Origin of the sequence: Dechloromonas denitrificans, assembly GCF_001551835.1 — a bacterium.
In the GTDB taxonomy this organism is placed as follows: domain Bacteria; phylum Pseudomonadota; class Gammaproteobacteria; order Burkholderiales; family Rhodocyclaceae; genus Azonexus; species Azonexus denitrificans.
Map to the genome: position 1 here is coordinate 474,296 of NZ_LODL01000035.1, position 12,307 is coordinate 486,602.

Here is a 12,307-nt window from a genome sequence, read left to right on the forward strand (position 1 = left end):
GCGGGAATTATAAGGTTATTGCGCGGCTGCGCTGCAGGCCGCGCGTTGATCAGAACGGTGGCGGACAGTGCAGGCTGAGCAGTGCTGCGGTCGACGGGTGCGGCAGGCATAAATCCATGGCATGCAGCAGCAGGCGTTCGGCCCGTTCGGTGGCCGCGCCGCCATAGAGGTCGTCGCCGAGAATCGGGTGGCCGAGGCTGGCCATATGCACCCGCAACTGGTGCGAACGGCCGGTGACCGGGGCCAGTTCGACCCGCGTCGTGTCCTGCGCCGGGTTCCGTTCGAGGACACGATACTGGGTCAGTGACGGCTTACCGATTGCGAAATCGACCATCTGCCGGGGGCGGTTCGGCCAGTCGCAGATCAGCGGCAGATCGATCTCCCCGGCATCATTGGCCAGGCAACCGGCGACGACGGCCAGATAACGCTTTTCCACCTGCCGCGTTTCGAACAGTTTGGACAGGCGCCGGTGCATTTCGGCGCCACGCGCCAGCAACAGCAGGCCGGAGGTCGACATGTCGAGGCGGTGGGCGATCAGCGCATCGGGAAACTCGGCCTGGACCCGCGCCACCAGGCAGTCATCCATGCCGGCGCCGCGGCCCGGTACCGAAAGCAGCCCGGCCGGCTTGTTGACCGCCAGCAGGTAATCATCCTGGTAGACCAGGTCGAGGCCGCTATGCGGCGGTGGGCAATAGGCGACCACGGCAGACCGGCTCAGGACTCGAAAACGATCAGGTCGAGGTCGGCTGCGGCGCTGCGCAGCGGAATCAGCGCCTGATAGGCAGCCGACTGGTACCAGCCGTCAACCGAGGCCCGGTCGGGAAAGCGGATGACCACCGTGTCGCTGTGCGCGTGGCTGCCGGTAAGGATCTCCGTGAGCGTGCCGCGCAGCACCAGTTCGGCCTGCCATGGGGCCAGCGTGGCCGGCACGGCGCTGCGGTAGGCCGCCCATTTTTCGGCATCCTTGACGCTGATGTGGCCGATGACATAAGCGGCGTGGGGGGCTTCAGCCATGAAAATATCCTTCGCGTACGGTCCGGGCTTGCGCCGGATGGGCTGTACAGGTATAACTGTACATATAAACAGTAGTCGAGTTTGGGGTGGGCGGACGAAGCATTTCGTTCCCGGCGCCGGGCCGAAAGGATACGCACCGTGCCGCGGGGTGTCCAACGGCATAAGGACAAATTCCGGCTTCTGCAATTTCTATTCCATCTTTGGCCCCTGTGCCATAATCCCGTCAAATTTCCGAGGTATGCCCATGGACGACAACAAGGCAAAGGCGCTCGCCGCAGCGCTGCAACAGATTGAAAAGCAGTTCGGCAAAGGTTCCATCATGAAGATGGGCGACGCCGAAATCGACGAAGGTATCCAGGTCGTGTCGACCGGTTCCCTCGGTCTCGATATTGCTCTCGGCGTCGGCGGCCTGCCGCGCGGCCGTGTTGTCGAAATCTACGGTCCGGAATCCTCCGGCAAGACCACGCTCTGTCTGCAGGTCGTTGCCGAAATGCAGAAACTTGGTGGTACGGCCGCCTTCATCGACGCCGAACACGCCCTCGACCCGCAATACGCCCAGAAGCTCGGCGTCAATGTCGGCGAACTGCTCATTTCGCAGCCCGATACCGGCGAACAGGCGCTGGAAATCGCCGACATGTTGGTACGTTCCGGCTCGGTCGACATCATCATCGTCGACTCGGTCGCTGCCCTCACCCCGCGCGCCGAAATCGAAGGCGAAATGGGCGACCAGATGGTCGGCCTGCACGCCCGCCTGATGAGCCAGGCCCTGCGCAAGCTGACCGCCAACATCAAGAAGACCAACACGCTGGTCATCTTCATCAACCAGATCCGGATGAAGATCGGCGTCATGTTCGGTTCGCCGGAAACGACGACCGGCGGCAACGCGCTGAAGTTCTACGCCTCCGTCCGCCTCGACATCCGCCGCATCGGCTCGATCAAGAAGGGCGACGAGGTGATCGGCAGCGAAACCAAGGTCAAGGTCGTCAAGAACAAGGTCTCGCCACCGTTCCGCGAAGCGATTTTCGACATCCTGTACGGCGAAGGTATTTCCCGTCAGGGCGAAATCGTCGAAATGGGCGTCGCTCACAAGCTGGTCGACAAGTCCGGCGCCTGGTATGCCTACAAGGGCGAAAAAATCGGCCAAGGCAAGGACAATGCCCGCGAATTCCTGCGCAGCCACCCGGAAATCGCCCAGGAAATTGAGGCCGGCATCCGCGAGGCCGCCAGCACCAACGTCATCAAGCCGGTCAAGGCGGCGAAGACGGATGCCTGATCCGGCTGTTGCGTTGCGAGTCGCTGCCCTTCGACTGCTGACCCGGCGTGATCACAGCCGGGCCGAGTTGATGGGCAAGCTCGCCGCGCAAGCCGAGTCGGTCGAGCAGCTGGAGGCCGTGCTCGACGCCCTGCAGGCGGAACGCCTGCTCTCGGACAACCGCTTCGCCACCCAGCGCGTCGTTGCCCGTGCCGGCCGTTACGGCAATGCCCGGCTGAAACAGGAATTGCGCCAGAAGGGGGTGGCTGACGACGATATCGCTGCCGCCCTGCCCGAAGGCGGCGACGAAGCCGAACGCTGCCGGGCGGTGTGGGCGCGAAAATTCCGCGAATTGCCGCAGAGCGCGGCAGAGCGGGCCAAACAGATGCGGTTTTTGCAATATCGCGGCTTCTCCGGCGAGGCGATTCGCCGGGTCATGCGCGGAGCGGATGAATGAGCGACACCCAAGTTTCCACCCTCGCCGCCCTCAACCTGAAAAAGCGCTACAAGGCGCGGACCGTGGTCGAGGATGTTTCCTTCGAGGTCAAGAGCGGTGAAGTGGTCGGCCTGCTCGGCCCGAACGGGGCCGGCAAGACGACCTGTTTCTACATGATCGTCGGCCTGGTGCCGGCCGATGGCGGCGACGTCTATATCGATGATGCCAAGCTGACCCACCTGCCGATGCATAACCGGGCGCGCCAGGGCTTGTCCTACCTGCCGCAGGAAGCCTCGGTCTTCCGCAAGCTGAACGTCGAGGAAAACATCCGGGCCGTGCTCGAACTGCTCAAGCTGCCGGCCAAGGAGCTCGACGACCGGTTGGAAGGCCTGCTCGCCGAACTGCACATCAACCACGTCCGCCATGTCAATGCGGCTGCCCTCTCCGGCGGCGAGCGGCGGCGGGTCGAAATCGCCCGCGCCCTGGCCACCAATCCGCGTTTCATCCTGCTCGACGAACCCTTTGCCGGGGTCGACCCGATTGCGGTGCTGGAAATCCAGAAAATCATTCGCTTCCTGAAAGAGCGCGGCATCGGGGTGCTGATCACCGATCACAACGTCCGTGAAACGCTGGGTATTTGCGACCACGCCTATATTATTAGTGCCGGCCGCGTATTGGCTGCTGGACGGCCGGACGAAATCGTCGATAATGAAAGCGTGCGTAAGGTTTATCTCGGCGAGCATTTCAAGCTCTGACCGATAAGCAGCGTCCAGATCCCATTTGATGAAGCCAGCACTCCAACTAAAACTATCCCAGCATCTGGCGCTGACGCCCCAGTTGCAGCAGTCGATCAAGCTGTTACAGCTATCTACGGTCGAGATGCAGCAGGAACTTGAGCGTTACCTGCTCGAGAATCCGATGCTGGAACGCGACGACGACGGCGGCACCGAATCCTTTGCCGCGGCCCAGCAATTCGATGCGCCGCGCACCGAGGAAGGCGAGCGCGAGCAGCGCGTCGAGCGCGAAGAGCGGGATGCGCGCGACGATCGCGAGCAGGATGTACCGATGACGCCGTCCGATGTGGACGACGACCGCTGGACCTCGGATGCCGGCACCTTTACCGGGGCCGGCCGCGACGAGGACGATGACAGCGATTCGCACGACGTGCATGCGGCGACGATCAGTCTGCGCGACCATCTCGGCTGGCAACTCGGCATGACCCAGCTCAGCGAGCGTGACCGCAGCCTGGTCCGTTTTCTGATCGAAGCTCTCGATGATGACGGCTATCTGTCGACGCCGCTCGAAGAGCTGTGGGAAACCCTGCCGCCGGAATACGAAATCGAGCTGGAAGAGCTCGAAATCGCCCTCCACCATATCCAGAATTTCGACCCGATCGGGATCGGTGCCCGTAGCCCGAAGGAGTGCCTGGCGCTGCAACTGAAGGCCTTGCCGGTGGATGCAGTGCGGGCGCTGGCCCTGGTCATCGTCGAAAAGCATCTCGAATTGCTGGCGGCGCGTGATTTCACCAAAATCCGCCGGTTGACCGGCTGCGATGATGAAATCCTGAAGGCTGCCCAGGCCCTGATCGTCAGCCTCAATCCGCGGCCGGGCGCCCGCTTCGCGCAGATCGAGGCGCGCTACATCACGCCCGACGTGATGGTGAAGAAGCTCAAGGGTAAATGGACCGCCTACATCAACCCGGATGCCTACCCGCGTCTGCGCATCAATCGCCTGTATGCCGAGATACTCTCCAGGCAGCGCCGGGGTAACGGCAATCTGTCCGGCCAGTTGCAGGAAGCGCGCTGGCTGATCAAGAACGTGCAGCAGCGCTTCGAGACCATCCATCGCGTCACGCAGGCCATTGTCGACCGCCAGCGCCAGTTTTTCGAGCACGGCGAAGTGGCGATGCGGCCGCTGGTCCTGCGCGAAATCGCCGACATTCTCGGCCTGCATGAATCCACCGTTTCGCGGGTCACCAGCCAGAAATACATGGCGACGCCGCGCGGCATTTTTGAATTGAAGTACTTTTTCGGCAGTCATGTCGCCACCGATACCGGTGGTGCCTGTTCTGCCACCGCCATCCGCGCCCTGATCAAGCAATTGATCGGAGCGGAGGATGGCAAGAAGCCCTTGTCGGATAGTCAATTATCCGAAATACTAGGCCAGCAGGGAATCGTTGTCGCACGACGCACGGTCGCCAAATACCGTGAATCGCTCAACATCCCGCCGGTCAATTTACGCAAGACCCTGTAGAGAGAGGAGAAAAGCATGAATCTGCAGATCGCTGGTCACCATATCGAAGTTACGCCGGCATTGCGCGAATACGTCGAAAACAAGCTCGACCCGGTTGTTCGCCATTTTGACAAAGTTACCGGCGTGAACGTCGTTCTGTCGGTTGAAAAGCTCAAGCAGAAGGGTGAAGTCACGCTTCACGTGCCGGGCAAGGACATTCACGTCGAAGAGTCCGGCGACGACCTTTACGCCGCCATTGACGCGCTGTTTGACAAGCTCGATCGTCAGGTCCAGAAGTACAAGCAGAAAGTGCAGGATCATCACCGCGGTGACAAGCCGGCGCACTACGTGGCCGAATAAAGGCTGACAGGCCGCGACTCTTTTGTCGCGGCCTTTGCTTTTCAAAACTCCCTTATGAACCCCCTAAACAATATTCTGTCTGCCTCGCAGGTGGTTCTCGACCTCGAAGCCAGCAGCAAGAAACGGGTCTTTGAACAAGCCGGCATGCTTTTCGAGAATCATCTCGGCATTGCCCGCGCTGTCGTTTTCGACAGCCTTTTCGCCCGTGAAAAACTCGGCTCCACCGGCCTCGGCCAGGGGATCGCCATTCCACATGGCCGCATCAAGGGCCTGAAGCAGGCCGCCGGCGCCTTCATCCGCTTGTCCGCTCCGGTGCCGTTTGACTCACCCGATGGCCGGCCGGTCAATCTGCTGTTTGTCCTGCTCGTTCCGGAACAGGCGACCGAGCAGCATTTGCAGATACTGTCGGAGCTTGCCCAGCGCTTTGCCGAACGCAGCTTCCGCGAGGCCCTCGTTGCCGCCCCCGATGCGGTGAGCGTGGTTGCCCTCTTCCAGTCCTGATTCCTGCCCGTGCGCCATATCAGCCTCGTCCAGCTTTACGAGGATAATCGCGAAAAGCTGCTGCTCAACTGGGTGCTCGGCCATCAGTCGGACCGCCGCATCGAGATCAAGCTGTCGAACAACTACGGTGCCGATGTCGTCGGCCATATCAACGTCATCCACCCGGAGCGTCTGCAGGTCATGGGCCAGGCGGAATACGACTGGGCGACGAAGATCGGCGAACGGCGCTTTGCCCAGATGTTCCAGGACCTGCTCGGCGCCCAGCCACCGGCGGTGATCGTCGCCGATGGCCTGACGCCGCCGGAAATCCTGGTTGATGCCTGCAAGAACTTCAATACCCCGCTGATTTTTTCGCCCAAGCCGTGCTCGGCGGTGATCGACCTGCTGCGGATTTATCTGTCGTCCCGTTTGGCCGATACGGTCAATCTGCACGGTGTTTTCATGGACGTGCTGGGCATGGGCGTGCTGATTACCGGGGATTCCGGGGTCGGCAAATCAGAACTGGCCCTCGAGTTGATTTCTCGTGGCCACGGCCTGGTTGCCGATGACGTTGTTGAAATGGCGCGGATTGCGCCGACGACGATCGAAGGTCGTTGCCCCGGCATGTTGCGCGATTTTCTCGAAGTCCGCGGGCTGGGCCTGCTCAATATTCGGACCATCTTTGGCGAAACCGCCTCGCGGCGGAAGATGAAGCTGAAGCTGATCGTCCATCTGCAAAAAACGGTGGCCGGCAGTGATGCGCCGCGCCTGCCGCTCGATGCGCAAACGCAGGAAGTGCTCGGCGTGCCGGTGCGCAAGGTGCTGATTCCGGTGGCGGCCGGCCGGAACCTGGCGGTTCTGCTCGAGGCGGCGGTGCGCAATACCATTCTGCAGTTGCGCGGCATCGACAGCATGCAGGATTTCATGGACCGCCAGCAGCGCATGATGCTTGACGATGACGCCTGATTGACCGATAGTTGGCCGGACATTCTTACCACCGGATTCGGGAGATTTTCAATGATAAAACTGATTGCCCTGCTTGCTGTCGTGATGTCCGCTTCATCGGTTTACGCGGCCGATGATTGCGCTGCCCGTGCCGCCGAAAAGAAGCTGGCCGGTGCCGCCAAGACCAGTTTCATGAAGAAGTGCGAAGCCGATGCCATGGGCCCGGAAGCCACGGCCTGTGAGGCCACGGCCAAGGAAAAGAAGCTGGCCGGCGCGGCCAAGAACAGCTTCATGAAGAAGTGTGTGGCGGACGCCCAGGCCGCCAAGTAACAATCAGGCAGTTTGTTCTCGATAGGCCATCTACGGATGGCCTATCGTCGTTTACAGGTATTCGAAATCCGCTGCGTCGGCTGCCGGATCGTTGCGCGAAGTACCGAAACAGATGTTGCCGCTGCCTTCGAGCAGGATTTCATGGCGCCGCACCATGACTTCCTGCTTGCCGGTCAGGCAGACAAAGGTGCCGTTGGTGCTGGTGTCCACCAGAAAGTAGCCGTCCTTGCGTTTCTCGATCCTAGCGTGCAGCCGCGAGGCTTTGCGATCCTCGATCTGCAACTTGTTGCCGAGGTCGCGGCCGAGCGTCAGGACCGGTGTCTTGTCGTCGAGCAGATAGGCTTTGCCGCGGTAGCGCACGCAGAGACGTGGGACTGGCATGATGCTGAGCGAACTGATCTGCTCGATGGCACTCTGGCTGGTCCATTCGATCAGGCGCAGGGCCACCTGTTCGTCATTTTGCCGAATGGTGCCGAGATTGGGCATCGGCCTCGAATTGATCGTGGTGTTGGCGGGCAGTTCGGCCACCAGATGGGAACTGGCCAGAATCTGGTCGCGGCGTGCCGCGCCGACGATCCGTGCCGCCGTGGTGACGACCTCGCCGCTCAACTGACCCTCGCCGTCCTCGGTCAGGGTGCCGACATGCAGGCCAATCCGGATGGTCAGCTTGAGGCCGGAGACCGGCGGCAGATCGGCAATCCGCTGTTGCATGTCGATCGAGGCCTGGCAGGCTTCTTCCGCCGTTTCGAAGGCGGCCAGCAACTCGTCGCCGACCACCTGGACGGTCCGGCCGCGGTAGCCTTCGATGGAGCGGTTCATCCGTTTCAGGCAGCGTTCTACCGCATGCATGGCCTCGGTATCGCCCAGGCGCTCGAAGAGGCGGGCGCTACCGGAGACATCGGCAAACATGATGACCAATTTGCGTTGCTGGCTGCTCATTGCGGACTATTCGTTCGTAATGTTCTGGATTATAAGCGGATTATGCCGGCTTGGCGTTATGACGAAAGGCTGATCGGAAAAGTGCCGCTGATTGGCATTTCCGGGCTGTCGAAGGCAATATCGCCTTCCTCGACCGGGGTGTCCAGCGTCAAGTTCTGGAAGTCGAACAGTTTGTTGTCGGCCAGGTGTGACGGCACGACGCTTTGCAGCGCCGTCAGGACCGACTCGGTGCGGCCGGGGAAGCGGCGATCCCAGTCCTCCATCATTTCCCGGATTTTCTGGCGTTGCATGTTTTCCTGGGAGCCGCAGAGGTTGCAAGGAATGATCGGGAATTCCATGCCTCGGGCAAATTTGGCGATATCGCTTTCGGCGCAGTAGGCGAGCGGCCGAATGACGATGTGGGCATGATCGTCGGTGACCAGCTTGGGCGGCATCGCCTTGATCTTGCCGCCAAAGAGCAGGTTGAGGAACAGGGTGTGGACCATGTCGTCGCGATGATGACCCAAGGCAATCTTGTTGGCGCCGAGTTCCTTGGCCGTCTTGTAGATGATGCCACGGCGCAGCCGCGAGCACAGCGAACAGGTGGTCTTGCCCTCGGGAATCTTGTCCTTGACGATCGAATAGGTATCGGCTTCGATGATCCGGTATTCGATACCGAGCGAGGCAAAATAATTGGGCAGGATGTCAGCCGGAAAGCCCGGCTGCTTCTGATCGAGATTCATCGCAATCAGACGGAATTTGACCGGCGCCCGCTGTTGCAGCGCCATCAGCATGGCGAGCAGCGTGTAGGAGTCTTTGCCGCCGGAAACGCAGACCAGGATGGTATCGCCATCCTCGATCATGTTGTAGTCGCCGATTGCCTTGCCAGTTCGGCTTTCGAGGTTCTTGCGCAGTTTGAGCAGGGTGTTTGAATGAGTCATCTGGGCCGTGGCGGGTATCCGCGAGTCGATTGCTGCGGTGAACCGATAAAAATGGCAAGTTTACCTGATACGTTGTTTTGCAAGCCGGTGATATTTCACCCTCCAGTCAAATTTGCCTGCGATTGCGACAACAAAAGCCTAAATCCGGGTCCGGCCACCGGCTAAAATCCCGCCTTTATGGAGCCACTATGAATCTGCCCCTCCCCTCGCCCGATGCCCAGGCGCATAGCCAGCGCCTGCTTGACTGCATTCGCCGGGAAATTGCGGCGAACGAGGGCTGGATCCCGTTTGCCCGCTACATGGAACTGGCACTCTATGCCCCGGGACTGGGTTACTACACAGCAGGGGCGCGGAAATTCGGGGCAGCCGGCGACTTCATCACCGCCCCCGGCATGAGCGTCCTCTTTGGCCAGGCGCTGGCCCGCCAGGTGGCGCAGGTGATGGCGGCATCGGCACCGGTCATTCTCGAAGTGGGGGCCGGCTCCGGCCGGCTGGCGGCCGATCTGCTGCTCGAGCTGGAGCGCCGGGCCTGTCTGCCCAAGCAATACCTGATCCTCGATCTGTCAGCCGATCTGCGCGAGCGTCAGCAGCAAACGCTGGCCGCTGAAGTGCCGCATCTGCTGCCCCGGCTGCGCTGGCTGGATGCGCTGCCCGAGTCCTTCGCCGGCGTGGTGGTCGGCAATGAACTGCTCGATGCGATGCCGGCTGAAATTGTCGCTTGGCGGGAAAACGGCATCTTCGAGCGCGGCGTCGAACTGGATACGGCTGGCACCTTCGTTTGGAGCGAACGCTCGGCTACTGGTGCCTTGCTGGCCGCCGCGCAGCAGATTTGCGAGCAATGTCAGTTGCCGCCTGGTTTCGAGAGTGAAATCAGCCTGGCGGCCCGGGCCTGGGCGGCGGAATGGGGGTGCCGCCTGAGCGCCGGGGCGCTGCTGCTGATCGACTACGGCTTTCCCCGCCGCGAGTTCTATCACCAGCAGCGGGCACGCGGCACCTTGATGTGTCACTACCGCCATCACGCCCATCCCGACCCCTTCTACCTGCCTGGATTGCAGGATCTGACGGTGCACGTCGATTTCACGGCGATTATCGCGGCGGCCCATGGCGCCGGACTGGAACTGCTGGGTTACACCAGTCAGGGGCAGTTCCTGCTCAATTGCGGCATCCTCGACTTGCTGGGCGAGTTGCCGAACGATAGTGCGGACTACATTCGTGCCGCCGGTGCGGTCAATAAACTGCTGATGCCGCATGAAATGGGCGAGTTGTTCAAGGTGATCGCCATTGGCCGGGGGATCGACGAAGGCCTGTGCGGTTTTGCCAGCGGCGACCAAAGTCGCCGACTGTAAGGGCTACTGCCGCGTGACCTGTTCCCGGAAGCGGTTGGGCAGGCCGAGGACGAGGCGGCCGAAATCATCGAGCATGGCCTGATCGAGGGCTTGGGGACGAATGGCGTAGCTGAGGCTGCCCAAGCGCTCCAGATTGCGCGCGTCCAGGATGATCAGCCCCTTGTCGAAATCGGCGCGCCAACGGGCGTTGACGCTAATTTCCGGCTGAATCTCGAAATCGGCGCGTTCGGTATAACGGCGCTCGTTCTTGGATTCCTTGCAGTTGAAGCGCAAGCCGTAGTCGAAGAGCAGGCTGCGAAAACGTTCGACCACCGGGCCGTCGCGTTGAATGTGCAGGCTCTCGCCGCCAGCCAGGCGATAGGTGCAGCTGACCAGTTCGACAAGGGCCCCGGCCGCTTGAGACTGGGTCCGGTAGTCGGCAAAGCCTTCCGCCCAGGCCAGCGATCCGAGCACCTGCTCGTCGGTGAGCGGATAGGGACGGGGGATCGCCGGCTTGAGGATGTTGAGCTGTTGCACAAAGTCATGCAGGTAGAAGAACAGGCGTTTCAGGGCCCGATCAATACTCTCGTTGATAGCCGTGCGCTCAGCCTTGGCTGAGTGCTGCTCGCGCTGCCGGTGCTCGGCCTGCTGACGCAACTGGCTGAGCAGACTGCCGCGTGGGTCGAACAGTTGGGTCGGGTCTTCGGCATCGTCTGCGCCGTCCGGCTCCGGGCTGGTCGCTGGTTTGGCAGGCGCGATCGTCGGGAAGACCAGGCTCGGGTCGACCAGCCCTGCCCCTGTGCTGGTCTGCTGCTCGTTGCGTGCCCGTTGTTCGGCGGCATCCAGATCGAAGGTTTCGATATCGGCGAGCAGCGAGGCTTCGATGGCTGCAATATCCTCGGCGATAGCGCTCTTCCGCTCGCGCTTGGCGCGAATGGCATCGATGATGGCTGAGGAAGGATCCGAATCTTTAGGATTGCTCATTGCTTTGTTAAAAATAGTGTCTACACTAAAAGTAATAGTGATTTCACTTTGGAGCAAGGACGATATGGACGTCGGAGCGGTAGGAAGTTTGAGTAGCGCCTTGTCACAGGCTCAGACCGGTGATGCTGTGAGTACTTTGGTCCTCAAAAAGGCAATGGCCCTTCAGGAACAGAACGCGATGCAGCTGTTGCAGGCTCTGCCGCAACAGCCGAACAATCCGCCCAATTTGGGGAATAGCGTCGACGTTAAGGCCTGAGTCCCTTCAACCAGGTTTGTAGCGTGGCCGCGACCAGCGGCCATTCTTTTTCGTGGGTCACCGCGTGCCCCATATTGCGGAATATATGGACCGGCAGGCCGTAGGTCTGGGCGGTCGCCTGAACCAGGAATGCCGGCACCAGGACGTCGAGTTCGGCGCCGAGAATCAGCATCGGCGGGCGGTGCATGGCCGGCAGGTTGGGCAGGTTGAACATCGACATGTCCCACAGCGCGCGGTGCGATTCGGGTTGCATGCGGTCCAGCCAGGCGGCGAGCATGGTTTCGTCGATTTCGCCGGCAAACAGCGCTTCCCTCAACACTTCGGTATCCGGATAGTTGCCGCTCATGATCCGGTTGATGTCCATGAATAGCTGCGGCTTCTGGAACATCAGGTGAAACTGCGAGGCGATCAGGCCTTGTGGCGGCACCGAGCAAACGAGGGCAGCCCCCGGCACGTCGTGATGTTCGAGATACTTCTGAACGATGAACCCACCCATCGAATGGCCGATCAGGACCGGGGCTTCGCCCAGCCAGTTGGCTACGGTAACGACATCGGCGACGTAATCGTTGATCGAGTGCCAGTCGATATGCTCGCTGCCGTCGCTGCCGCCATGGCCGCGCAGTGACAGGGCATGGCAGGGGTAGCCGGCTTCGGCCAGGAAGGGCATGAAGGTTTCCGTCCACATCCAGCCGCCGGCGAAGGCGCCGTGAATGAAAAGCAGCGGGGGAAGCTTGGTTTTTTTGGTCGGCAGGCAGGAAAAGACTTCGAGACCTTCGACGATTTGAGTTTTGAGCATGGCAATCCGTTGGGGTGAAGCATGATTAAATGCGACTT

At 61.0% G+C, this 12,307-nt stretch carries 16 protein-coding genes; 10 read left to right on the plus strand and 6 right to left on the minus strand.

The features are described 5' to 3' along the window. Positions 1 to 49: 49 nt before the first annotated feature. Together AT959_RS17080 and AT959_RS17085 are read right to left on the minus strand one after the other, a co-directional pair. On the minus strand, positions 50 to 703 hold the full coding sequence (locus tag AT959_RS17080) for an RluA family pseudouridine synthase (protein ID WP_066885694.1): 654 nt from the start codon (positions 701 to 703) through the stop codon (positions 50 to 52). An 11-nt stretch (positions 704 to 714) separates the two neighbouring features. Then, entirely contained in the window at positions 715 to 1,014 is a 300-nt protein-coding gene (locus AT959_RS17085; RefSeq protein WP_066885696.1) for a DUF1330 domain-containing protein, read from the minus strand. A gap of 244 nt (positions 1,015 to 1,258) precedes the next feature. Here AT959_RS17085 and recA point away from each other — a divergent pair, with 244 nt between their 5' ends. Genes recA through AT959_RS17125 form a run of 8 tightly spaced genes read left to right on the plus strand, consistent with a single transcriptional unit; the run spans position 1,259 to position 7,049 of the window. Next, entirely contained in the window at positions 1,259 to 2,287 is a 1,029-nt protein-coding gene (gene recA / locus AT959_RS17090) for a recombinase RecA (protein ID WP_066885698.1), read from the plus strand. Beyond that, complete coding sequence (gene recX / locus AT959_RS17095; protein ID WP_066885700.1) at positions 2,280 to 2,723, plus strand: recombination regulator RecX; 444 nt, start codon at positions 2,280 to 2,282, stop codon at positions 2,721 to 2,723. Before recA ends, recX begins: the two co-directional genes overlap by 8 nt. Further along, entirely contained in the window at positions 2,720 to 3,457 is a 738-nt protein-coding gene (gene lptB, locus AT959_RS17100; protein WP_066885703.1) for an LPS export ABC transporter ATP-binding protein, read from the plus strand. The genes recX and lptB overlap by 4 nt, the downstream gene beginning before the upstream one ends. Positions 3,458 to 3,485: 28 nt before the next feature. Then, a complete protein-coding gene (locus tag AT959_RS17105) occupies positions 3,486 to 4,955 on the plus strand; it encodes an RNA polymerase factor sigma-54 (RefSeq protein ID WP_066885706.1) in 1,470 nt (489 codons plus the stop codon). A 15-nt stretch (positions 4,956 to 4,970) separates the two neighbouring features. Next, positions 4,971 to 5,294 (plus strand): ribosome hibernation-promoting factor, HPF/YfiA family, encoded by a 324-nt coding sequence (hpf, locus tag AT959_RS17110; RefSeq protein WP_066885709.1) that lies wholly within the window; start codon positions 4,971 to 4,973, stop codon positions 5,292 to 5,294. Positions 5,295 to 5,348: 54 nt separating this feature from the next. Beyond that, positions 5,349 to 5,795 (plus strand): PTS IIA-like nitrogen regulatory protein PtsN, encoded by a 447-nt coding sequence (gene ptsN, locus AT959_RS17115; RefSeq protein ID WP_066885712.1) that lies wholly within the window; start codon positions 5,349 to 5,351, stop codon positions 5,793 to 5,795. Positions 5,796 to 5,804: 9 nt separating this feature from the next. Beyond that, positions 5,805 to 6,740, plus strand: a complete 936-nt coding sequence (hprK, locus tag AT959_RS17120) for an HPr(Ser) kinase/phosphatase (protein ID WP_066885715.1) — start codon at positions 5,805 to 5,807, stop codon at positions 6,738 to 6,740. A gap of 51 nt (positions 6,741 to 6,791) precedes the next feature. Continuing rightward, complete coding sequence (locus tag AT959_RS17125; RefSeq protein WP_066885718.1) at positions 6,792 to 7,049, plus strand: PsiF family protein; 258 nt, start codon at positions 6,792 to 6,794, stop codon at positions 7,047 to 7,049. 51 nt (positions 7,050 to 7,100) lie between these two features. On the opposite strand, the gene AT959_RS17130 is transcribed toward AT959_RS17125, so the two are convergent. Together AT959_RS17130 and ttcA are read right to left on the minus strand one after the other, a co-directional pair. After that, on the minus strand, positions 7,101 to 7,988 hold the full coding sequence (locus AT959_RS17130) for an adenylate/guanylate cyclase domain-containing protein (protein ID WP_066885721.1): 888 nt from the start codon (positions 7,986 to 7,988) through the stop codon (positions 7,101 to 7,103). 56 nt (positions 7,989 to 8,044) lie between these two features. Beyond that, positions 8,045 to 8,908, minus strand: coding sequence for a tRNA 2-thiocytidine(32) synthetase TtcA (gene ttcA / locus AT959_RS17135; protein WP_066885724.1), 864 nt, complete (start codon positions 8,906 to 8,908; stop codon positions 8,045 to 8,047). 188 nt (positions 8,909 to 9,096) lie between these two features. Here ttcA and AT959_RS17140 point away from each other — a divergent pair, with 188 nt between their 5' ends. Beyond that, entirely contained in the window at positions 9,097 to 10,254 is a 1,158-nt protein-coding gene (locus AT959_RS17140; protein ID WP_066885727.1) for a class I SAM-dependent methyltransferase, read from the plus strand. A gap of 3 nt (positions 10,255 to 10,257) precedes the next feature. On the opposite strand, the gene AT959_RS17145 is transcribed toward AT959_RS17140, so the two are convergent. After that, entirely contained in the window at positions 10,258 to 11,217 is a 960-nt protein-coding gene (locus AT959_RS17145; RefSeq protein WP_066885730.1) for a hypothetical protein, read from the minus strand. Between the two features lie 64 nt (positions 11,218 to 11,281). Between AT959_RS17145 and AT959_RS17150 the strand changes: the two genes are divergently transcribed. Then, entirely contained in the window at positions 11,282 to 11,473 is a 192-nt protein-coding gene (locus AT959_RS17150) for a YjfB family protein (protein ID WP_066885733.1), read from the plus strand. Here the strand turns inward: AT959_RS17150 and AT959_RS17155 are convergent. After that, positions 11,463 to 12,269 (minus strand): alpha/beta hydrolase, encoded by an 807-nt coding sequence (locus AT959_RS17155; RefSeq protein ID WP_066885736.1) that lies wholly within the window; start codon positions 12,267 to 12,269, stop codon positions 11,463 to 11,465. The two genes, AT959_RS17150 and AT959_RS17155, sit on opposite strands and share 11 nt — an antisense overlap. Positions 12,270 to 12,307: the final 38 nt, after the last annotated feature.

What these genes read in the sequence shown, in the direction of transcription:
- AT959_RS17145 (WP_066885730.1), bottom strand. Translation starts at nt 11,217, where the DNA reads ATGAGCAATCCTAAAGATTCGGATCCTTCCTCAGCCATCATCGATGCC.
- hpf (WP_066885709.1), top strand. Translation starts at nt 4,971, where the DNA reads ATGAATCTGCAGATCGCTGGTCACCATATCGAAGTTACGCCGGCATTG.
- AT959_RS17130 (WP_066885721.1), bottom strand. Translation starts at nt 7,988, where the DNA reads ATGAGCAGCCAGCAACGCAAATTGGTCATCATGTTTGCCGATGTCTCC.
- AT959_RS17105 (WP_066885706.1), top strand. Translation starts at nt 3,486, where the DNA reads ATGAAGCCAGCACTCCAACTAAAACTATCCCAGCATCTGGCGCTGACG.
- ptsN (WP_066885712.1), top strand. Translation starts at nt 5,349, where the DNA reads ATGAACCCCCTAAACAATATTCTGTCTGCCTCGCAGGTGGTTCTCGAC.
- AT959_RS17140 (WP_066885727.1), top strand. Translation starts at nt 9,097, where the DNA reads ATGAATCTGCCCCTCCCCTCGCCCGATGCCCAGGCGCATAGCCAGCGC.
- AT959_RS17125 (WP_066885718.1), top strand. Translation starts at nt 6,792, where the DNA reads ATGATAAAACTGATTGCCCTGCTTGCTGTCGTGATGTCCGCTTCATCG.
- AT959_RS17155 (WP_066885736.1), bottom strand. Translation starts at nt 12,269, where the DNA reads ATGCTCAAAACTCAAATCGTCGAAGGTCTCGAAGTCTTTTCCTGCCTG.
- AT959_RS17085 (WP_066885696.1), bottom strand. Translation starts at nt 1,014, where the DNA reads ATGGCTGAAGCCCCCCACGCCGCTTATGTCATCGGCCACATCAGCGTC.
- recX (WP_066885700.1), top strand. Translation starts at nt 2,280, where the DNA reads ATGCCTGATCCGGCTGTTGCGTTGCGAGTCGCTGCCCTTCGACTGCTG.
- lptB (WP_066885703.1), top strand. Translation starts at nt 2,720, where the DNA reads ATGAGCGACACCCAAGTTTCCACCCTCGCCGCCCTCAACCTGAAAAAG.
- AT959_RS17150 (WP_066885733.1), top strand. Translation starts at nt 11,282, where the DNA reads ATGGACGTCGGAGCGGTAGGAAGTTTGAGTAGCGCCTTGTCACAGGCT.
- recA (WP_066885698.1), top strand. Translation starts at nt 1,259, where the DNA reads ATGGACGACAACAAGGCAAAGGCGCTCGCCGCAGCGCTGCAACAGATT.
- ttcA (WP_066885724.1), bottom strand. Translation starts at nt 8,908, where the DNA reads ATGACTCATTCAAACACCCTGCTCAAACTGCGCAAGAACCTCGAAAGC.